14 protein-coding genes, 1 pseudogene and 1 riboswitch are annotated in these 19,294 nt (G+C 68.4%); of the genes and pseudogenes, 11 read left to right on the top strand and 4 right to left on the bottom strand.

Annotated elements, in window-relative coordinates; genetic code table 11:
* Window position 1 precedes the first annotated feature (1 nt).
* On the top strand, window positions 2-445 hold the full coding sequence (locus ACFZBU_RS33475) for a hypothetical protein (protein ID WP_391587467.1): 444 nt from the start codon (window positions 2-4) through the stop codon (window positions 443-445).
* A gap of 1,865 nt (window positions 446-2,310) precedes the next feature.
* Here the strand turns inward: ACFZBU_RS33475 and ACFZBU_RS33470 are convergent.
* Window positions 2,311-2,655: a hypothetical protein gene (locus tag ACFZBU_RS33470; protein ID WP_391587466.1), complete on the bottom strand. Its 345-nt coding sequence runs from the start codon at window positions 2,653-2,655 to the stop codon at window positions 2,311-2,313.
* A gap of 356 nt (window positions 2,656-3,011) precedes the next feature.
* Here ACFZBU_RS33470 and ACFZBU_RS33465 point away from each other — a divergent pair, with 356 nt between their 5' ends.
* The 6 genes from ACFZBU_RS33465 to ACFZBU_RS33440 all read left to right on the top strand — a co-directional run bounded on the left by ACFZBU_RS33465 (window position 3,012) and on the right by ACFZBU_RS33440 (window position 8,703).
* Window positions 3,012-3,374, top strand: coding sequence for a hypothetical protein (locus ACFZBU_RS33465; protein ID WP_391587465.1), 363 nt, complete (start codon window positions 3,012-3,014; stop codon window positions 3,372-3,374).
* Between the two features lie 7 nt (window positions 3,375-3,381).
* Window positions 3,382-3,543: a hypothetical protein gene (locus tag ACFZBU_RS33460; protein WP_391587464.1), complete on the top strand. Its 162-nt coding sequence runs from the start codon at window positions 3,382-3,384 to the stop codon at window positions 3,541-3,543.
* Window positions 3,544-3,759: 216 nt separating this feature from the next.
* Window positions 3,760-4,128, top strand: coding sequence for a hypothetical protein (locus ACFZBU_RS33455; protein WP_391587463.1), 369 nt, complete (start codon window positions 3,760-3,762; stop codon window positions 4,126-4,128).
* 78 nt (window positions 4,129-4,206) lie between these two features.
* Entirely contained in the window at window positions 4,207-4,776 is a 570-nt protein-coding gene (locus ACFZBU_RS33450) for a hypothetical protein (protein WP_391587462.1), read from the top strand.
* Window positions 4,777-6,011: 1,235 nt separating this feature from the next.
* On the top strand, window positions 6,012-7,328 hold the full coding sequence (locus tag ACFZBU_RS33445) for an ice-binding family protein (RefSeq protein WP_391587642.1): 1,317 nt from the start codon (window positions 6,012-6,014) through the stop codon (window positions 7,326-7,328).
* Window positions 7,329-7,704: 376 nt separating this feature from the next.
* A complete protein-coding gene (locus tag ACFZBU_RS33440) occupies window positions 7,705-8,703 on the top strand; it encodes a DUF5753 domain-containing protein (protein ID WP_391587461.1) in 999 nt (332 codons plus the stop codon).
* Window positions 8,704-8,803: 100 nt separating this feature from the next.
* On the opposite strand, the gene ACFZBU_RS33435 is transcribed toward ACFZBU_RS33440, so the two are convergent.
* Window positions 8,804-10,273, bottom strand: a complete 1,470-nt coding sequence (locus ACFZBU_RS33435; protein WP_391587460.1) for a S1 RNA-binding domain-containing protein — start codon at window positions 10,271-10,273, stop codon at window positions 8,804-8,806.
* A 247-nt stretch (window positions 10,274-10,520) separates the two neighbouring features.
* Between ACFZBU_RS33435 and ACFZBU_RS33430 the strand changes: the two genes are divergently transcribed.
* The gene (locus ACFZBU_RS33430; protein WP_391587459.1) at window positions 10,521-10,877 is read left to right on the top strand and encodes a peptidase inhibitor family I36 protein; all 357 of its coding nucleotides are present in this window, start codon (window positions 10,521-10,523) and stop codon (window positions 10,875-10,877) included.
* 58 nt (window positions 10,878-10,935) lie between these two features.
* On the opposite strand, the gene ACFZBU_RS33425 is transcribed toward ACFZBU_RS33430, so the two are convergent.
* Window positions 10,936-12,579: an alpha/beta fold hydrolase gene (locus tag ACFZBU_RS33425; RefSeq protein WP_391587458.1), complete on the bottom strand. Its 1,644-nt coding sequence runs from the start codon at window positions 12,577-12,579 to the stop codon at window positions 10,936-10,938.
* 512 nt (window positions 12,580-13,091) lie between these two features.
* Here ACFZBU_RS33425 and ACFZBU_RS33420 point away from each other — a divergent pair.
* From ACFZBU_RS33420 to ACFZBU_RS33410, 3 genes and pseudogenes are all read left to right on the top strand, one after another.
* Window positions 13,092-13,166, top strand: a pseudogene (locus ACFZBU_RS33420) (hypothetical protein); the annotation flags it as partial.
* Between the two features lie 212 nt (window positions 13,167-13,378).
* Window positions 13,379-14,581, top strand: coding sequence for a CHAT domain-containing protein (locus ACFZBU_RS33415; RefSeq protein ID WP_391587457.1), 1,203 nt, complete (start codon window positions 13,379-13,381; stop codon window positions 14,579-14,581).
* A gap of 459 nt (window positions 14,582-15,040) precedes the next feature.
* Window positions 15,041-15,181, top strand: a riboswitch (TPP riboswitch).
* Entirely contained in the window at window positions 15,177-16,544 is a 1,368-nt protein-coding gene (locus tag ACFZBU_RS33410; RefSeq protein ID WP_391587456.1) for a purine-cytosine permease family protein, read from the top strand. It overlaps the preceding riboswitch by 5 nt.
* 67 nt (window positions 16,545-16,611) lie before the next feature.
* Here ACFZBU_RS33410 and ACFZBU_RS33405 read toward each other — a convergent pair whose 3' ends face one another.
* A complete protein-coding gene (locus ACFZBU_RS33405) occupies window positions 16,612-19,230 on the bottom strand; it encodes an MXAN_6230/SCO0854 family RING domain-containing protein (protein ID WP_391587455.1) in 2,619 nt (872 codons plus the stop codon).
* Window positions 19,231-19,294: the final 64 nt, after the last annotated feature.

The following is a 19,294-nucleotide window of genomic DNA, read 5'->3' as shown; positions in this document are numbered from 1 at the left end:
TATGTTCCTGCGCGACCACCCCATTTTTCGGGAGTTCCGCACTCTGGGATTTCCCTCGGAAGACTGCGTCGTCGCCGGCAGCGGCCCTCTGTTGGCACACGGCATCAGGTCCGATATAAGCGATCTCGACATCGTTGTCAACGCGTCGTTGTGGGAGAGTGTGAAGCAACTCGGGCAACCGACGGCGAGCCCGTTCGGGTTCGTTCGACACATTTTGCTCTTCGATGGACGCATCGAAATCCTGAACGGCTGGTTCGCATACGACGTGAACAGTCTCATCGCCGAGGCCGAGTTCTTCGAGGGCGTTGGTTTTCTGCCCTTGGAGCGAACTCTGGAATGGAAGTCGCGACTCAATCGGGCCAAAGATCGCCGCGATGTCGAATTGATCGCCGAATACCTGGAGCACGGAACTCCGGGAGTAAGCGAGACGCGCCCCGTCCTTTGAAAGTCCTCAGCGGATCGGAGCGCCGACCGGGAACGCTATCTCGCGGCTAATCGTGGTCGGGCCGCATGACAAAGCACTTGTCCCCGGAGCCCTCCGGTCGCCAAGGGGACCGACGATGACTACGGCGCGTTTCATGCCCACACCGCCTGCCAGGACCGGTGTGGGCACGGCCTATTCGGCGGAGCCATAGACGGCAGGGCGAGCAAAGGGCTCGATGGCTGGGGATTGGATGAGCGGGCCAGGTGGCCCACCCATGCCGGACTCGTCCACCGGGACGGCCAGGCAGGCCGCAGTGGCGTTACAAGAAGACGGTTCATTTGGCGTATCGGCGGTGGCAGAGAATGCGGCGACGATCTGACGAATGCACCGAAGTGCGATGCTTTGACCTCGTATCGGCGGTCGAGCCGGTGAAACTTATTGAGTCAGGAAACGGCCCGTGCAAATCGAATTCTAAAGGACTGTCCGTCAGTGCCTTCAGGCTGCCGACTTGAACTTTCTTAATGGTGCCGGGATCGGCCTCCTGATGGTCCAAGAAACGGCCGTCCCGAGGCATGGAAGGTGGAGAACTCCCCCTTCTACCGGGCCCATCGCAGGTGCCGGTTCGACCTCGTCCGCCATGTCGATTTTTGGAGACACGGCGGAGGCCAGATCGCCCAAGGAGATCGCACAGGGCGTCTCGAACGACCGGTCGACGGAGTTCCCGCGCCACGGACGGGGGTCACGATCGGCATCTCCGCCGGGTTGGAGGTCTCGGCCACCCTCTTTGGCATGGGCACGAGCGTCCACGTGGAGACCTCCGCGAGCCAATCCGTCGAACTGGGCTACCAGCCGCGTGACCACCTTCGACCACAAGCGGGCCCGCGTGGCGTATGACGTCCCCACTGGCCACTTCGGCGCCCTGTGGTCCGACCAGCACGAACTGGTTCTCCGTCTGCGGACCTTGATCGCCCACGCCAACCACGGGCTCAACACTGGCAACTACGCGCGCCACACCTTCCCACTCTCCGCCGAGGACCTCGGGACTACCCGCGCCCGGGAGACCTGGTTGCAGTTCTGGTTGCATTCACCCCCGTCCGGCGCCGTTCGCAGCGCCGTGATCAAGGGGCGTTTGCGCAGTTCAGGATACATATGGCGAGCCCTGAACGTCCGAATGAACAATTGGAAAGCGCGTTGGGTTCACCCCCTCACGAGTTCGAATCTCGTATCCTCCGCACTCGCCCACCTGGGCAAACGTCAGCCCGGACCACTTCGATGGTCCGGGCTGACGTCGTTCCGGTGGCAGTTCTGGTTGTATTCATTTCAGACACATATCGCTAAATGTATCCCTGTAGGTCTGGGCTTCGTCTCACATGCCTCGAACTGGCGGCACATTCAGAGATCCGCATAGCCTTCAAGAACAGCGTGCTCCGACTCCGCGTTGTGGAGCCTAACGTGAAGTGCGAGAAAGTGGCAGGTGCCAGCTTCAGCATCGGTGTAGAAGAAACCGCGCGCTGCATCGATGTCGCCGGCGAACTCGTGCCGTGGTCCCGGCGCTTGGTTGAGGCAGCCGGGCCCACATCGTCGAGGTCTCACCGTCCAGTCGCGGAATCCACATCTGGGCGCTGGGCAACCTGGAGGGTGGGCGGGTTGTGGCGGCGGAAGAACCACGGTAACCATCGTGGCGAATATTCCGGCGGACAGCCCCCATCTCATGGCGCTCGCACCTCGCAACCCGGACAGGTCGCCTTGCCAGGCACGTTCCAGTGAGTCGTCGAATTTCCCGCGTTGGTCCTCCTTAGGCTGCAGGCCGCCCCTCGTACTGACGAACTCAGGGGTCTTGCCAAGGGGATCGTCGTGGTTCATGCGTCCCAGCGTGGCACCGCTCTTCACCGTCCGGCCAAGGAATCCCCATTCGGGGGCTCGGCGATTTTGAGCGCGGGCGAATCGTCGCGGTCGGGGGGGTCGGGAACGCCACCGCCGACTCGACCGGACGCTACATCACCGTCACCCGGCGACCTTTCGAGGTCGCGCCCGTCGTCTTGGCCGTCCTCGGTCCTCTGCTTCGCAGACTGCTCACCTGACCGCCCCCGGATCTCGCGCCACTTGTCCAACGTCTTCGCCACCTCGTCGAGCAGGTCGCGAACGTGGGGGAGTAGGGCTTTGATGCCAAGGATGATGGCCGTCAGGACGACTCCGGCCGTCGTGATCCATGCGAGAAGTGCGGTACTCACCGGCTCCAACTCCTGCATAAGGGCAGTCGAGTTGGTGGCGAACAGGGCACACTCAGCTCGACCACCAAAGGGCTTTCTTTTGGTGATCCAACTGAGGTCCTGTCGGACGCCGGGATCTCAACGATGTTCGGTTGTTGTGCTGCCCTGTTCGGTCAGTGGCATCGCCCAGGCCCGTCCGGACCACTTCACTGCGATGCTGATTGGCGTTGCTTTACCAATCAAGACGGCACTTTAGCGGATCTCAGGACACCGGGAGGTGCTTTCCACGCCCGGCCATCGGCCCGCCCCCGAAGGACCCCGCGAAGCGTCGCCGCAAAAACGCCGACCCGCTCCCGACCTGCCAACTCGCGCCCGCGGTGCTTCGCGGCCCCGAGCTGCCGGACGACGCGCTGCCGGACCTGGAGCCCTGGCACCCGCGCACGGTGGGGTTGTGGCAAACGTGGCGCCGCTCGGCGCAGGCGCGCGACTTCCTGCCCACGGATTGGGACTTCCTGATCGACGCGGCCCTGATGCACCACACGATGTGGACCAGGGGCAGGTGGGTGTTCATGAGCGAACTCCGCATCCGTGCCGCGGAGTTCGGCGCGACGGTCGAGGACCGCGTCCGGCTTCGCATGACCATCGAGGTCCCCGCTGACGACGAGAGCGCCAAGGCAGCGCCGCCGAACGCGGCGAGTGTGACGGACATCCGGTCCCGCTGGGCCCGCCTGACGAGCTGATCTCGCCGTGCCGCGGACGCTGCTCCAGGTGCCGGTGCACGACCGGAAGCGCTCGCTCGGGTGGCTCGCGGTCGCGTGGATGGAGCACTTCGTTCGCCATGGTCCGGGCGACGTCCAGGGCCAGCCGGCCCGACACGGCAACGAGTTCACGGGTTTCATCGTCGGCTGATACGCGATCGGCCAGTCGGCACAGAACAACCACTCGCTCTACGAAAGCTCGTTCCTCAGCAGGCCGAAGGGCTGCGACAAGAGCGGTCCGGGGGCCCGGATCGCGCTCTTCGGGGCCCTCGGTCCGTGCCGCTTCTCCGGCTGGTCGGTCGGTGGCGAGGCGTATCGCGACCCGTGGGACTTCGGCTTCGAGTATGTCTACGAGCCCGGTGAGCCGATGGGCGAGCACCTCACGACGCTCTACACCCGGATCATGGCTACCGAGGAAGGCCGGACGGGCAACGTCTACTACTCGTTCCACTACAACCTCACGGATGAGGATTGTTCGCTCTCGCGTGTGCCCGTAGTCGACGATGGCATCACCTGCGTCTACCTTCAGGGCGGAGGCGAGATCACCCCGTCGACGGCGGCCTCCGCGTCGAAGGACGGCAGCAAGGAGATGTGGTCCTGCTTCGAAGAAAAAGCACCTGTACGTCACGCTCGAACTTCGGCGGATGTACAAGACGGTCACCCGCAACACGCGAAAGCGGAAGCACTTCGCGGGTACCTGGTACTTGGAGACCACAACGATGTACGAGCCCGGTGAGGAATCCACCGCCGAGCTGGCGTTCGGCGAAGCCGAGTCCATCGCAAGGCGATCGAGCAGGGCCGCCGCAAGCCCGCGATGCTGCTGTACGACCACCGCTGCGGCGGGTGTAAAGACCTCGGCGACGAAGAAGCGCTTCGAGCCGCGCTCGTCGAGGCCTACGGCGAGGCACTCGCGTGGCAGGATCTGGACTCGCTCGTCGCGGAGTTCATGGACACGCGCGCCGACGCGGCCGACAGGCAACGCTACTTCTTGAACCAGGAGACCGCGGCGAGCAGCACATGGCTCGCACCTGCCGAGTGGGCAGCATGCCGCGGCGAAGACAAGGCGCTCCATCCCGGCGACACGATCACGCTTGGCTTCGACCGCTCGATCCGGCAGGACTCGACTGCCCTCGTCGCGCGCCGTGCGCTCGACGGCCATCTGGTCCTGCTCGGTTGCTGGGAGCGCCCCGACGAACCGGAGGGCACGTACTGGCGGGTGTCGACCGAGGAGGTCGACGCCGCCGTTGCACGGGCTTTCGAGGCATACAACGTCTTCGACCTCTACTGCGACCCATCTCGCCGGCACGACTATGTGGATCACGGGAGCGCCGAGTATGGCCAGCGACTCCAGATCCATGCGAGCCGGAGCCACCCGGTGGAGTGATGGACGAACAGGCCGAGCGCGATGGTCGCCGCCCTGGAGCGGTTCCACGATGCGGTAGTCGACGAGGAACTCACCCACGACGGCGATGTCGTCTTGGGTCGTCACGTCTCAACGCTCATCGATTGGCATCGCGAGCAGGCATCCAGATCCGCAAGGAAACGAAAAATTCGCCGCGCAAGATCGACGCCGCGATGGCCGCAGTGCTCGCACACAAGTGCCGGGCCGGGGCCGCCGCGAAGGGCGTGCCCGTGGAGCCGGAAGACGTGTTCAGTGGAAATTTGCAAATTGGCTCGCGCTGCGTCTTTGATGCCTCTCTCCCTCCAGGACAAGGCGAAAACCGTACCGCATGGAAAGTGCGGCGGTCGACCGTTGGTAGAGGCCAGTGGCTATACGTTTGCACTGCGACCAACCAACCATCGGTCGACCGCCCTGCAAACGTATAGTCACCCGGCCGGACGGCCGGGTGACCTGGTATAACGTTCATCCCTCACTCGGCCCCGCAATTACTAGGTAATTTACTTGGTAACTTACCTAGTAAATTACTAGGTAAGTTACCAAGTAAATTCTCGACGGATATTGTTCGGGGGTTCGTAGTGCTCGACCCGACCCCGGGAGCCTCGAGAACCCGCAGCTCAGCTCGCTTCCGGCGCCGTCCCGTCGGCCGCGTTCAAGTTGGTTCGCTCGGATTCGTCGGCGGTCTGTAGCTCGTGCCGAGCGGTGCAAGCGAAAACTGTCCTGGGCGTCGTTGCGGTTGCCTGGCAGACGCCGAAGTTCACGGTGCCGACAGTTCGGGCGGCAGATCCGAAGGGGCTGTGGCGACTCGTGAGAGCGTCCCGTGCGAACTTCGCTATCGGAACTTGCTCATGACGGCATGTCGAGCAGAAGGTTCGCCGTTGTCGCCGCGTGCGAGATTGCCGGTGGGCCGTCAGGGCGATTCCTTACCTGTCGATGGCCCCCGCGCCGCCGGACGGCTCCGATGGGTCACAGGAACCGGGGCTGAACCGGGTGGCGATGTTGTTCCTGGAGGCTGTCCGCCGGCCTCGGTTTGCCTCTGCCCGACCAAGCAGCGTTCCGAGGGCCTTGCACTGAACATGCCTCATTGGTGGGCGGCATGAGTTCCTTGCCTATTGACACCAGTTTGCACCCGAGGGTTACTTGGTGTAATCGAACCGTTGTGTCGTCGAAGGGGCTGGTTCGCTCCCCCGTGCGTCGGCGATCGTCCAAGGGAGCGCCCCATGCCGGTCTCACCGAACCAGGGATCCACCGGCGGCGGTGACGCGGTGACCCTTGCCGGGAGCCACTTCACCGGAACCACCGCCGTGCGCTACGGCTCCCGCCAGGCTACGAGCTTCATGGTCGTCAGCGACGCCACGACCGACACCATCACCCCTTCCGGTCACGGCGCCGTCCCGGTCTCCGTCACAACCGCCGGCGGAACGGGGATTGTGGGCACCTTTTACTACCTGCCGCCGCCTTCCTTCCGCATCGACCCGCCGCCGGCGGGTCCTCTGGGAGGTGGCAATACGGTGATCTTCACCGGCCTCGGTCTCTACACCACGAGTGAGGTCCGATTCGGTACGCAGACCGCCGTGTTCACCGTCGACTCGGACGGCCGGCTCACCGTGACCGTCCCGGCGGCGGCCTCCGCGGGTCCGGTAGGGGTTACCGTGATCACCAGGGGCGGAATTGCTGGCGGAGTCACCTATACCTATCTCGACTCGCCCTCCATCACCGCCGTCACCCTCGACTCGGGACCGGTGGACGGCGGCAATCTCGTCGTCATCACCGGGACCGCGTTCTCCTACACCACGAGCGTCACCTTCGGCGGCATACCCGCCCTCTCCTTCCGGGTCGCCTCCGACACCGAGATCGACGCCGTGCTGCCGGCCGGGGAGCTCGGCCCGGCCGATGTCACCGTCACCACCCTCGGTGGCACCACCACCGCTTCGGACGCCTACACCTATCTGGGACTCGTCGCGGTCCTGGGCGGAGCGTCCGTCACCAACACCGGGCTTACGAGCGTCACCGGAGATCTCGGAGTGAGCCCAGGAGTGTCCATCGCCGGATTCCCGCCCGGCCAGGTCAACGGAAGTATCCACAACTCGGACACAGCCGCCGTCGAAGGCCATGCCGACCTGGTCACGACATACAACGACGGCGTCGAGCGGATCCCGGACGCCGGCATCACCGGAGACCTCGGCGACGTGACACTGCCTCCCGGCGTCTACAACGCCGCCTCTTCCATCGGGCTCACCGGCACGCTGACGCTGGATGCCTTGGGCGACCGCAACGCCGACTGGATCTTCCAAATCGGATCGACCCTGACGACGGCAACCGCGAGCCGAGTGCTCCTCATCAACGGCGCCACGGCCAGGAACGTCATCTGGCTGATCGGTAGTTCAGCCACTCTGGGCACCGACACCGACTTCGCAGGAAGGGTCCTTGCCCAGATTTCGATCACGGTGAATGCCGGCGTGACGGTCAACGGCCAGGTCCTGGCCATCGACGGCTCGGTAACTCTGGACACCAACACAATCACTCGCCCTTGGTGAAGGAGTCACACACCGCGCAACCAGGGCGCACCCCCGCCGCGTCCGCCGGAGAATCCGAGCACGTCGTCCTGTGTGGGCATCGGTCGCCCTGCCGTCGTCCCGGTATCAACTCCTCCGGTCACGCGGTTCGAGGCGCCAAGGCCGGCTGAAGTGGCATGACACCAACAGGATCGGCTCGGCGCGCCGTCGCGGTCCCGCATGCCGGTTACGCCCACCAATCCGGCTCGCCGCCGCGGCTCTGTATGCGTGTTTCCAGATCGGTTACACGCAATGTGCCGGGATCGCTACCGTGTGTGCAGGTGAGTTCGCCGCATTGTGATCCCCGCATACGCGAACGCCGGGGGCGGCGCGTGGGGATGGACCAACCGGAGATGCCATGCCCGCACGACCGCTCGGAGCCAACTCCAAGCTGGTGACCGCACGACGCACCCTCGGACTGCACTCCCAGGCCGGCTTCGCCGACGCCTTCGAGGAACATGCCCTCGCGATGGGCATGCGGTTGGCGGTGAGCGTGCGTCAGGTCCGACGGTGGGAGAGTGCGGATCCGCCCTATCCGACGCCGGATTATCGGCGGGTGCTGGAGGACTTCTTCGGGAGGCCGCTGAGTGCTCTCGGCTTCACCACCTCCGACGAGGCGGGCGAAGAGCAGATGAGCCAAGCTTGGCGCACCTTCATTACCGAGGCGCCTGAACGTCTTCATCGACTGATGCGGCTGGAGAGCGGGACGGCGTCCGTCCGCTGCTTTCAGACGATGTTCATTCCGGGACAACTCCAAACCGCGGATTACGCCCTCGCGATCATCCTCATGCACGATCCCACCTTGTCCATGGCAGAGGCCCGCGAGAGGCAACAACTGCGGATGGAGAGGGCGCAGCGACTGTTTCGCGACGGCCGACCCGCCTGGTTCATCATCACCGAGAGCGCTCTGTATCAGCCGGTGGGAAGTCCGGAGATCCTGGCCGATCAGCTCGACCACCTTGTGAAGGTCATTTCGGAACATCCACATGTCAGGGTGCAAATCATCCCGCCTGGGGCGCGATTCATGGCATCCACACCGTGCTTGATCCTGGAGCCGAAGCGAGGTCGACACGCCGCCTGGTTGGAGCAATTCGCGGGTTCGCTTCTGATCGACAGACCCGACGACGTCGAGCACTTCGGAGCGACGTTCGATCGCCTGCACACGTCCGCGTTGTCCCAGATGGCTTCCCGCAGCGCCATCGCGGATTGGCGGCAGGAGCTTCGCGGATCCATCGAGTTCAGCGCGAATCTCGTGGGATCAAGTCCGATTACACCAGAAATGACGATTGTGTCGAAGTTGCGATCATCAGCTCTGCCTTGGGCATCCGGGACGGCAAAGTACCCCGATTCGCAGTGATATCCGTGGCACGCCCGGACCGGATCTCGCTTGTCGACCGACTCCGGCAGCGGTAGCCGGCTCCGATCGGAGGCCCGAGCCCGGCCTCCGATCGGAAGGTTCAGGCGGTGTGTTCCCGGGCGAACGCGAGGGCGATTCGGCGGTGCTCGCGGTCCATTTCGGTGATGGATACGTCTACTTGGTCCCCGACTTGAACTGGTGGGCTCGGGGGTTCGGGCAGGGGTGCCAAGCCCTCGATGCCGTCTCCGATTTCCACGACCACGCCGATGGGGAGCAGTCTGGTGACCTTGCCGGTGATCGTGTCGCCGATGTGGTGGGTGTCGGCGTACTGCTGCCAGGGATCGGGTTGGAGTTCCCTGACGGACAGGCTGACCTGTTCACGATCCCAGTCGATGTGAAGGACCTTTGCGCGGATCTCCCGGCCGATCGGCGCGACCTCGTCGACCGATTCGAAGCGGGTCCAGGACATCTCGGGGACGCGGAGGAAGCCCAGACAGCCGCCCGGGTCACCGGCCAGGTCGACGTGGACCCCGATGTCGTTGAGTCCCGTTGCGACGACGCCGGTGACGATGTCGCCGATCCGCAACGAGGCCATCAGCGTCCGGCGTTCGTCGGCCCGCGTGCGATTGGTTCGCCAACGGGCCCGCAGGATGCCGTCGGAGTCGGGTAGGACACCGGCGAGGAACGGATCCCGATCGGATGGTTCCAGTAGCACGAGTGCGGCTCGGTGACCCGGAGCCGAAATGATTCGGTCGCGGGCCATGGCCTGTTCGGCGATCCGTGCGTCGTAGAACCCGCCGCCCGGGTACTGCTGAACGAGCAACGCGAGGCGTTCCTGGCGCGCGATGGCGGCACGGATCGCCTCGCCCTCCTCGATCAGGTCCGGCCAGGCCGCCAATCGGGCACGAGGAGTCAACTCGGTCCGCACCGCGTCGACTTCCGGCGCGTTGGTGAGGCGGTGCCAGCGGTACGCGTTGCCGACGCGGCGCTCTTCCAACAGAACTCCGCCGCGCTCGGCGACCAGTTCGATCAGTTCGGCCCAGAAGGCGTCGTCGGCCGCTCGGTCTTCGGCTACTTCGTCGGTGGCCGGGTCGTACGGTGACGCGTCGACCTGCTCGACGAACAGGCCCAGCGCACGTGCCCGAATCTCGGCTTCGTGAAGTGGGTCGGCGCTGCCGAGGTAGACGTCGCGTTCGTATCCGACGTGCACGAAGAACCCATCGTCGCCTACCAGTCGACACCAGAGGCCGTGGCCGAGCAGCATCGCCCGCACCAGGCCGAGAGCTGTGCCGAGTGGAACGAGGGCGCCGTCGTGATAGCCGGTGAGGTTGTACGGGAACAGGCCATCCAGTTCATGACCGCCGGCCCCCGAGCACTCGGAGAAGGAGTGGAAGCCGTTCTTCATCGGGTTGTCGATCGTGAGCCGGTCGATACCGGCGTCGAGGGCGAATGTGCCCAGTGCTGCGGAGTATGCGGCTGCGACGGATTCGCGGCAGTCGTGGCGGATGTGCTTACCGGAGGTCGCGTCGGCCGGGTCGTACGGGGTGATGCGGTACACGGAAGGCGCCATGTCAGCCCCCGGTGCGGCTCGAAGTTGCCCTGAGGGCCGGTCGCGGGTGGGCAGGGGAAACAGTCACCGGCGCAGCTTAGTGGCGTGATCCATCGGTGGCCAGGGCGGCGGGGCGCTGGGCCGTTTGGGGAGGGCATGTCCCCGATCGGGTGGAAATGATCGACAAGTCTGGCGAGTTCGAGGGGCGGGTCAGGAGCATGGCGGCGTCGCGGCAGTTCGCCGTCGTCGTTTCGATCGTGGAGAACCGATGCACATGCGTACCCTGGCGCTCGGCGCCGCCCTTTCGCTGACCGCCCTCCTGCTCCCGGCAACGAGCGCGAGCGCCGCGCCGGCCGCGCCGCCGTCCTGTAGCGACGGCTCGGTCTGCTTCTGGACCGGCGAAGGATTCCACGGCAGCACGTGGGAGTGGACCTCGCGCAGCGGCTACCGCGATATGCCGCCGGCCTTCCACGACCACGTCGGTTCGTTCGTCTCCGGCACCAGGGCGTGTTTCGTCAACTGGAGCCCGGTGCAGAAGCGCGACGTGTTCAACGGCGACTGGCGCTCGCGCTACCTCGGCGACTTCGGTGGCCGGATCGACGGTGTCGGCCCCGGCGCCTGCTGACACCCCTCGGACAGCAACGGCCGGTCCTTCGTCGGGGAGGACCGGCCGTTGCGCGAACTCAGTCGCGGACCGGCACCGTCACCGTGGACGGGTCGTTCGACGGCGACGAGAAGGCGAGTCCGGCGCCGAACGGGTTGTGCTCCAGGTAGAGCGGATCGACCGTGTCGAGCACGACGGCGAGGCGGTGGCCCGCCGGGACGTCGTAGGCCGTCGCGTACATGTCGATGTCGACCGGGAACGCCACCCCCGGCGTCTTTCCGTGGAAGGTCAGCGGCGAGTGGGTCACCAACTTGCCGATGCCCAGCGGGCCGACGTCGTACAGGTAGGCGAAGATCGTTCCGCTTTCGTGCGATGCGGTGACGGTGGTGTGCAGCTTCGTCGTACCGCGGACCTTCGTCTGTGTGCCGTAGCGGTCGCTCTGCCACACGCCCGCGAATGCCCTGGGCAGCAGCGGGATCGAGGCGACCGGCGGGACCTGGAGGAACTGGTCGAGGATGCTGGACAGGAAGATCGTGCCGCCGTCCGCCCCGGAGTCGACGTTGGCCAGGACGCGCTGGGTCCCGGTGAGCGCGATGGTGCGGGTCGAGGAGGGCACCGCCGGCCAGCTCGGGTAACCCTCATAGCCGCCGTCGCCGGTGCGGGACTTGAGCTGTACGGGCTGCTCCCGGTCGATGCCGTTGTCGACGCCCCGCAGATGGTGGTCGAACCAGCGGGTCGAATCGGCCCACATGTCGTTCGGCAGCCCGAGCAGGCCGCCCGCCTCGGCGGTGGCGTGGTCGCCCGGACGGAATTCGAGCCGCTTGGCGCCGGTCAACTTCCCGTAGAAGTCGGCGTATTGGTTCGGCGGGAAGAGCGAGTCGCCCCAGGCGTTGCCGAGCATGATCGCGGCGCCGTTGGCGTTGATCCGGTCCAGGTAGGTCGTGGGCGAGCGCTTGGCGCCCCAAGCGAGCATCTCCGCCTCCTTGTCCAGGTTGCCGGAGAGGAAGTTCTTCAGGATCTCGGTGAGTTCGGCGCTGGGTCGTCCGGTGAGGAAGCCGGCGCCGCCCAACAGCGCTGCCGCCTGGGCGTGTTCGGTCCGGCCGCTGTAGATCGAGTCGATCAGGTCGGCCCAGCCGCTCATCGCGACCACGGCTTTGATCCTGGGATCGAACGCGGAGGCGAGCAGGCTGATCCCGGCGCCGTACGAGACGCCGGCCATGCCTATTCGACCCGGATCGGCGGGTGTGTTGGCGAGCGCCCAGTCGATCACTCTGGACGCGTCGGCGATGTCCTTGGGACCGGCCGTCTCGATCTCGCCGCCGGACTGCCAGAAGCCGCGCGAGTTGTAGCCGATCACGACGTAGCCCTTGTCCGCGAGCTTTTGCGCGGGGACGACGTACTCGATTTGGGGCATCGCCCAACTGGTCGGCAGTACCACGACCGGATAGCGGGTGCCGGGGGCGCCGCCGGTGGGCGTGACGACGTTCGCGGCGAGCTTGGTGCCGCCGTCGCCGGGGATGTCGACGAAGCGCAGGGAAGTGCCGGCGGCGGTCTGCACGGCCGCCGCGGGGGTGTGCGTGGGGACGGTGCCGGCCGACGCGGCGGGCCCGAGGGCGGGCCCGGCGAGAATCGCGGCCGAGACGACGGCGACCGCACGAGCGCGTGAGCGCACACGAGCGCCTGGGCGCACACGAGCGCGTGAGCGCATGCGGAATTGACCCATGAGGGTCTCCTGACGTCATGGTCGGGGCGTGGCCCGACCCGCGAGAAAGCATGGTGAAGCGACGCCCAGGGACGGCGTCTGAAGGTGACTCACGAGTAAGTTACGCGCCGGTAAATCAGGACGGAAGGGCCACGGGGAACTCCGCTTCGCACGGTTCCGACGGCGGCGGCGGGGGCGAACGGTGATGGCGGTGGGGTGCCGTGACGCGGCGGTGAAGCGAGGCGGTGCGGCGCCGGGCTTGAGTGGGACGGTGCGGCGGGGCGACTCGTCGTGATACGGCCGGAGCGGTCCGGGCGGCGACGCGGTGCGGGCCGGCGGCTTGGGGTGATTCGGGCGAGGCGGCCTGAGTCGGGGGAGCGGCATCCCTGGGCGGCCGCGCGGCCCGGTACGCCCGCGTGGGGCGGCAGGCGTGGTGATTTCGGTGGGGTGGGAGGAGCCGGGTAAGGCGACGCCGGGATGGTGCGCACTGGGTAAGGCGACGCTGGAGGCGGGCGGCAGGGTTCGAGTTCGGCTTCGATCCGGAGGGTCGGCTCGTGCCGGCCGACGAGGCGCTCACGCCCGACTCGGCGCGTTTTTGGGCATGTTGATCCGGGGCGGGATGGCGCGAGCCGGGCACGACGTAGACGCGGCGGCTGACCGGGGCGTGAGCCGGTGGGGGAGTCGGACGCACGGCGGTGGCGGAAGTCCCGGCGCGCTCCCCGGGGTGATCTTCGGCCGCGGCCGCGGCCGCGGCCGCGATCGCGGTGAGGGGTGCTTCCCGCCCCGGTACCGTGGTCCCGGCGAGCGGGGGCTAGCGGGGGTGAGCGTGGAGGACGTCGACGCGGAGACGCGGCGGGCGTGGGAACGGGGCGAGCGCGGGCGGGCACGGTGTGCCGAAGCGCTGGGCGCGGAGTCGACGGACGAGGCTCCGGACGCCGTGCGCGACTTGTTCGCGGAGGCGATCGAGTTGCTGACGGACGCGCTCGGCGCGCTGGACGTTGCCGATACACGCTGGCCGGAATTCGCCTATGCGGCGGGCATCGCGTACGCCGCGAGCGCGGCGACCACCGACGGCCGGCCGGCCTGGGATCAGGCGCGGATCTGCTTCCGGCGCGCACATCGGACCGCACCGGCGGACGCCCACCTGTTCCGGGCCGCCGCGCAGGTGGCCTCGGCCCGGGTCGGCCTCGACCCGCGCGGCACGCCGTGGCGCACCCTGCTCGACCCGCCGCCTGCCGCCGAGATCGCCGCCGCACTCGGCCGACTCGGCAGCGACGCACTTGTGCAACTCGTGCCGGGCGCCGCGGTGTTGACCGATGCCGATGGCACGACGCGGGTGCTCGACCTGCCCGAACTCGACTACGGCCTGGACCTGGCCGGAGGCGACCGGGAGAACTGGGCCGACATGCTCGATGCGCTGGGCGAATGGGCCTGGACCACGGTGATGGAACCGGTACTGACCGCGGTGCCCGGCTCTTTCGGCCGCGCGCCGTCCCTGGTCCTGCTGCCCGCCGGACCGTTGGGCATGGTGCCGTGGCATGCGGCCTGGACACTCGTCGACGGCCGCCGCCGGCATGCGCTCCAGAACGCGCAGATCTCGTACATCGGCGCGCCGCGCCTGCTGTGCGAGGTCGCGGCGCGGCCGGCGAGCGCGCGGGCCCGGCGGTATGCGATCGAGATCGGGCGGGCCGCCGGTGACCCGATCGCGTTCGTGCCGGCCGGCGGTCACGACGAGACCTGGCGGGTGGGCGCCGAGTACCTGGCGGCGGGCACCCACACGGTGGTGTCGACGTTGTGGCCGGTGGACGAGACGACCACCGCGCTGGTGCTGTACATGGCCCACCACTACCTCGACCGCCGTGACTTGCCGCCGGCCCAGGCCGTCCGCACGGCGCAGTTGTGGCTGCGCGACCCCAAGCGCGGAATCCCCGCCGCGATGCCGGCCGAACTGGCCGCCCGAGCCCGCGCGATCGCCCCGGACGACCTGACCGCCTGGCCGGCATTCACCCACTCGGGCTGGTGAGCCCCCACCCGATCCGGCGAGCCGCACGCACACGAAGCGGCGTCGTCCACCCAGTCGCGGTGGCGCGTCCACGCCCGCTTGGAGGCCATCGCCCGCCTCGCCCGCTCGTGGCCGCGCGTCTTGCCCGCTCGTGGTTGTGCGTCCTGCTCGGACCGGGTGGCTTACTCGCTCGTGGTGGTGCGTCTCTCCTGGAGGTGATCGCGCGTCTCGCCGGTTACGGCGGTGCTCGGGCCCGGATGCAACCGCACGCCTCGCCATTCGCGGTGGTGCGTCTCGCCCACACCCGACCGCCCACCTCGCCCACGCGTGAGGACGGCCCGTGGTCGCCGGGTGGATCCCCTCGCGGTCGGGCGCGTGGCGATGGCCCGTGACGGCGCCCGGCGACCGCTCGGCGAGCCGTCCCCGGGCTCGTTTTGGCACCCCGCCTTCCCAAGTGGGTCGCGTGGCGCGTACTGTTCGCCACGCCATCGCGGGAGCTCGGACCAACCGGGCTGAGAGGGCGGCATGGGGTGTCGGCGACTAGCCGACGCGCCCGGGGCCACCGACCGCTTGAACCTGTCCGGGTAATGCCGGCGTAGGGAGAGCAGGTAGAGCCATGTCGGCTCCGGTCATCGACGACGCACGCCCCGAGGTGCCGCACGGCGGCGCCGAGGCGCCCCTGATCCTGGACACCGCACCGCCGCGCACCCTCGGGTTCCGCGACCAGGCGGCGTTCTGGGCCAACCTCGGTGTGAGCCTGCTCGGCTTCTCCGGCGCGCTGTACGTGCTGGCCCCGGCGGGGTATCCGCAACTGTCGATGGTCGCCGCGATCGTCGCGGCCGTCGGCGGCACGCTGATCGGCACCCTCATGGTCGCGGTCGCCGGCATCCCCGGTGCGCGCAGCGGTGCGCCCGCGATGACCGTGCTGCGTGGCCTGTTCGGCACGAAGATCTCGTACGTGCCGACGGTGTTCAACATCGTCCAGTGCATCGGCTGGGGCACCTTCGAGCTGTTGGTGATCTCGATCGGCATCGAGGCGATGACCGACGGTGACGGCCCGCACTGGCTGTACATCGTCGCCGCCGGCACGGTCACCACGGCGATGACGCTGCGCCCGCTGGGCATGCTGCGGATCCTGCGCCGCTACGTGACGGTCGCGGTGGGCATCGCGATGCTCTACTTCTCGGTCCAGCTGTGGCGCGAGGGCCTGCCGCCGATGACCGAGGGTTCGTGGTCCGGGTTCTTCCCGGCGATGGACGCGGCGCTCGCGGTCGCGGTCTCCTGGGTCCCGCTCGCGTCCGACTACACCCGCCACTCGCGCGGCACCAAGCCCGCATTCTGGGCCGCGCTGAGCGGATTCTCGATCACCAGCATCTGGTGCTACCTGCTCGGCCTGGTCGCCCTCGCCCAGGTGGGCGGCGACCCGGACAAGATTTTCGACTCGTTCCTGGGTGTCACCGCCGGCTGGGTCTTCTTCGCCGTCCTGGTCGTGCGCGAGGTGGACCAGAGCTTCGCCAACGTCTACAGCACCGCGATGTCCATCCAGAACCTCGCGCCGCGCGTGGACCGCCGGGTGTTGTGCCTGGGTGTGGGTGCGCTGGTCACCGCGTTCGCGCTGATGGTGAACGACTTCGACACCTACGCGAGCTTCCTGTCGCTGATCGGCTCGATCTTCATCCCGCTGCTGGGCGTGCTCGCGGTGGACCTGTTCGTCGGGCGCGGGCGGGCCGGCTGGGACCTGGGCGACCACGCGCCGGCCCGCTGGGTGATGATCGCGCCGTGGGCGCTGGGCTTTTGCATGTACCAGCTGATCAACCCGGGTTCGGTCGAGTGGTGGGCGACGTTCTGGGGCCACATCCAGGACGCGCTGCACATCCACGCGCAGACGTGGACCTCGGCCTCGCTGTTCTCGTTCGCGCTCGCGGGCGCGACCGCGTACCTCGCGGTCGCGTGGGACCGGCGGCGGGCGGTCGCGGCGCGTTGAGGCGAGTCCGCGGGAGTCGACCACATCGACGCCGCCGGCGGCGCTCGGCGGCGGCTGGGCCGGTGGCCTACTCCGTCGGGCCCAAGGCCGAAGCCAGGTCCGGCGCCGACCAGCGCCGCATCTCGGCGGGTGCGGTGTCGGCGGGGCCCGGGTAGAGGCGGTACAGGGTGCCCCCGCCGGTGATCGGGATGTCACCGTGGACGAGGGCCACGAACGCGCGGCCGGCGACGAGTTCCTCGCCCGCGTCGAGGTGGGCCGCGATACCGCCGACGCCGTCGCGCAGGCGGGCCGCGAAGGCGTCGGCGTCCTCGTCGGCGGCCCGGCGGTACTCGGTGACCTCCCCCGCGCGCCGACCGCGGATCAGCACCCGGTCGGTGGTCGCGGCGGCGATGATCCGGGCCAGGTCGCCGAGCGTGGCCCGGCCTCCCGGGGCGAAGTGGATACGCAGGTCGCGGGCCAGTTCGGCGAGGCGATCGGTGTGCCGGAAGACGTTGTGCAGGCCGTCCTGGCCGGACAGGTTCAGGTCGGTCCACTGGGCGGTGCCCGCGGCCAGGTCGACGGTCATCGGGACGCAGATCCGCGCGTCGCCCGCCAGGTCGAAGCGCTGCCGGACCGCACTCGGGTCGAACGTGCGCCCGGCGGCCACCGCGTCCAGGTCCTGGAAGCCGGCGAACGCGTCGAGCAGGTCGTCGAACGCCACGTCGTTGTAGCTGAAGACGACCACGACGGCGTACCGGACGTCCTGCGCGGCCAGCCTGGCGATGTCCAGATCCACGAACTCGGTCGCGCCGTGCGGTGCGGGCGCCGAGGTGAAGTCACCCGAGTGCACCATCGCGCGGTCCGGGCCGTAGACCAGGTTCGTGTAGTCGCACAGGCCGAGGTATTCCCAATTCGCGTCGTACAGTGCGATCGACAGGTCCAGGTCGACCCGCTGGTCCGCGGCCTGCATCCAGTGCAGGAACAGCCGGATCCGACCGCCGCGCGGCATCGGCTGGGTGCTTCCGCGCGGGATCGCGACCAGCGCCTTTGCGGTGGAGTGTTCGGCGAACGGCGCGATCAGGTCGTCCAGTCCGGCGTCCAGAAGCGCGACCTCGTGCCGCGGCAACTCCAGCGCCCGGCGCGTCAGTTCCCGCTCGATGAGGACGCAGACCGGGGCGCTGAGCGCGATCGGGACGGGCGCGCCCGGGTCGTTGCGCGCGTACGCTCCCGCGACGCTGCCGCGCGGGAACCACACCCGCCGTTCCCCCGCCGTGCGTTCGGCCCGCAGCCGACCCCACGCGCCGAGCAGCGGCCCGGGGCCGACCCGGCGCAGCACGCCCGGCAGCGCGGCGTCGAGCTCGGCGGGCAGCGAGGTTTCGCCGCTGCCGCCCCGAACCCGGAGCAGGTGGTGCAGCCGGCGCACCAGCTCGCCGGGACGCCGGACCAGCAGCTCGGTCGCGCCGGCCGTGTCGCCGGCCGCGAGCAGCGTTTCGACCCGGGACGCGAAGGTGCGCACCACGATCCGGTCCGCCACGACCGTCACCGCGTCGCCGTGCGCCTCGGCGGCGAGCAGCAAGGCGGGCCCGGCCCGATGGGCCTGCGGATCGGTGCCGCGCAGCGCCGCGAACGCGAGCGCGGCGGTTGGATACGCGCCGATGTAGTCGAAGGGGTGCAGCAGTTCGCCCGCGCGCAGCCAGGCCTGGCGATGCCGGTGCAGGTCCTCGTACACGTGCTCCGGCGGGAGCCCGTCCAGCACCGCGAGCAGCGTGCGGCGCAGTCGACGCGGCACCGTGCGCAGCCGAGGCGGGGTGAGCAGATCGGGATGGGCGCCCGACCAGGCCCACAACACCCGCAGCACGTCGGTCGCGGTGTCCAGCCGGCCGGCGGGCAGGTGGTCGGGAAGCAGGCCGGCGAGGACGACGGCCTTGCTTTCGCGCACCGGGATCTCGGTGGGCAACCACCGCTCGGCGTCGGTCGGCGCGTGGGCGGCGAGGAGGATCAGATCGTGCCGGTCCTGCGGCCCGAGCGGGGTGCGTCGAGCGAGCAGGGCAAGCAGTTCGCCGAGGGCGTCCGCCTCGCGGTCGACGCCGAGCCGGAGCGGCGCCAGGGTGCCGGTGAGCGGGACGAGCATGTCCGCGGTCCGGTTGCCGGCCGGGGTCAGATGCGGCTTGCGCAGGCGGATCGGCTCGGCGCACACGGGACATGCGCGCAACTCCTCGACCGGTGCGCACGTCGAGCACAGCAGGTGCGCGCAGGGCGCGAGTGCGCCGATGTCGCCGGCCCGGCCGCAGATCGCGCAGGGCTGGTTCGGTTGGTTGAGCAGGAACGCCCGGATCCGGGTGGAGTACCGCGCCTGCGCGTAGTTCGGCACCTGCGCCGGGAACCCGGCGAACAGGGGCCGGTGCCGGCGGTCGTTGCCCAGCCGGGCATCCAGCCGGGCCAGCAGCCGCATTCCGTGCGTGGCCAGATCCACCGGCCGCAGGCCCGCCAGCGCGGTCCTCAACGGTGCGGTCAGCACATGGCCGCGCTGCACCAGGTCCGCTTCCAGCGCGGCGATCCCGCGGGTGTTCACGCCCACCCGGTCCGGACGGACCACCCGCTTCGCGTCGACATACACGCTCGCGAGTCGGCGCACCAGCAGGCCGTCGAGATCATCGGCCGCCGTGCTCGTATCGACGCGAACGACGCTGCGCACGCCACCACTCATGGACCGGTTTCCCCCGAAGAAAAGACGAAGCGAGGGCGGAGAGTGGGCGCGCTGTCTGTTATCG

The sequence above is a fragment of the Embleya sp. NPDC008237 genome (assembly GCF_042956465.1).
In the GTDB taxonomy this organism is placed as follows: domain Bacteria; phylum Actinomycetota; class Actinomycetes; order Streptomycetales; family Streptomycetaceae; genus Embleya.
This window is presented reverse-complemented; position numbering and strand designations above follow the sequence as displayed.

What these genes read in the sequence shown, in the direction of transcription:
- ACFZBU_RS33475 (WP_391587467.1), top strand. Translation starts at nt 2, where the DNA reads ATGTTCCTGCGCGACCACCCCATTTTTCGGGAGTTCCGCACTCTGGGA.
- ACFZBU_RS33455 (WP_391587463.1), top strand. Translation starts at nt 3,760, where the DNA reads ATGGGCGAGCACCTCACGACGCTCTACACCCGGATCATGGCTACCGAG.
- ACFZBU_RS33450 (WP_391587462.1), top strand. Translation starts at nt 4,207, where the DNA reads ATGCTGCTGTACGACCACCGCTGCGGCGGGTGTAAAGACCTCGGCGAC.
- ACFZBU_RS33445 (WP_391587642.1), top strand. Translation starts at nt 6,012, where the DNA reads ATGCCGGTCTCACCGAACCAGGGATCCACCGGCGGCGGTGACGCGGTG.
- ACFZBU_RS33440 (WP_391587461.1), top strand. Translation starts at nt 7,705, where the DNA reads ATGCCCGCACGACCGCTCGGAGCCAACTCCAAGCTGGTGACCGCACGA.
- ACFZBU_RS33435 (WP_391587460.1), bottom strand. Translation starts at nt 10,273, where the DNA reads ATGGCGCCTTCCGTGTACCGCATCACCCCGTACGACCCGGCCGACGCG.
- ACFZBU_RS33430 (WP_391587459.1), top strand. Translation starts at nt 10,521, where the DNA reads ATGCACATGCGTACCCTGGCGCTCGGCGCCGCCCTTTCGCTGACCGCC.
- ACFZBU_RS33425 (WP_391587458.1), bottom strand. Translation starts at nt 12,579, where the DNA reads ATGGGTCAATTCCGCATGCGCTCACGCGCTCGTGTGCGCCCAGGCGCT.
- ACFZBU_RS33410 (WP_391587456.1), top strand. Translation starts at nt 15,177, where the DNA reads ATGTCGGCTCCGGTCATCGACGACGCACGCCCCGAGGTGCCGCACGGC.
- ACFZBU_RS33405 (WP_391587455.1), bottom strand. Translation starts at nt 19,230, where the DNA reads ATGAGTGGTGGCGTGCGCAGCGTCGTTCGCGTCGATACGAGCACGGCG.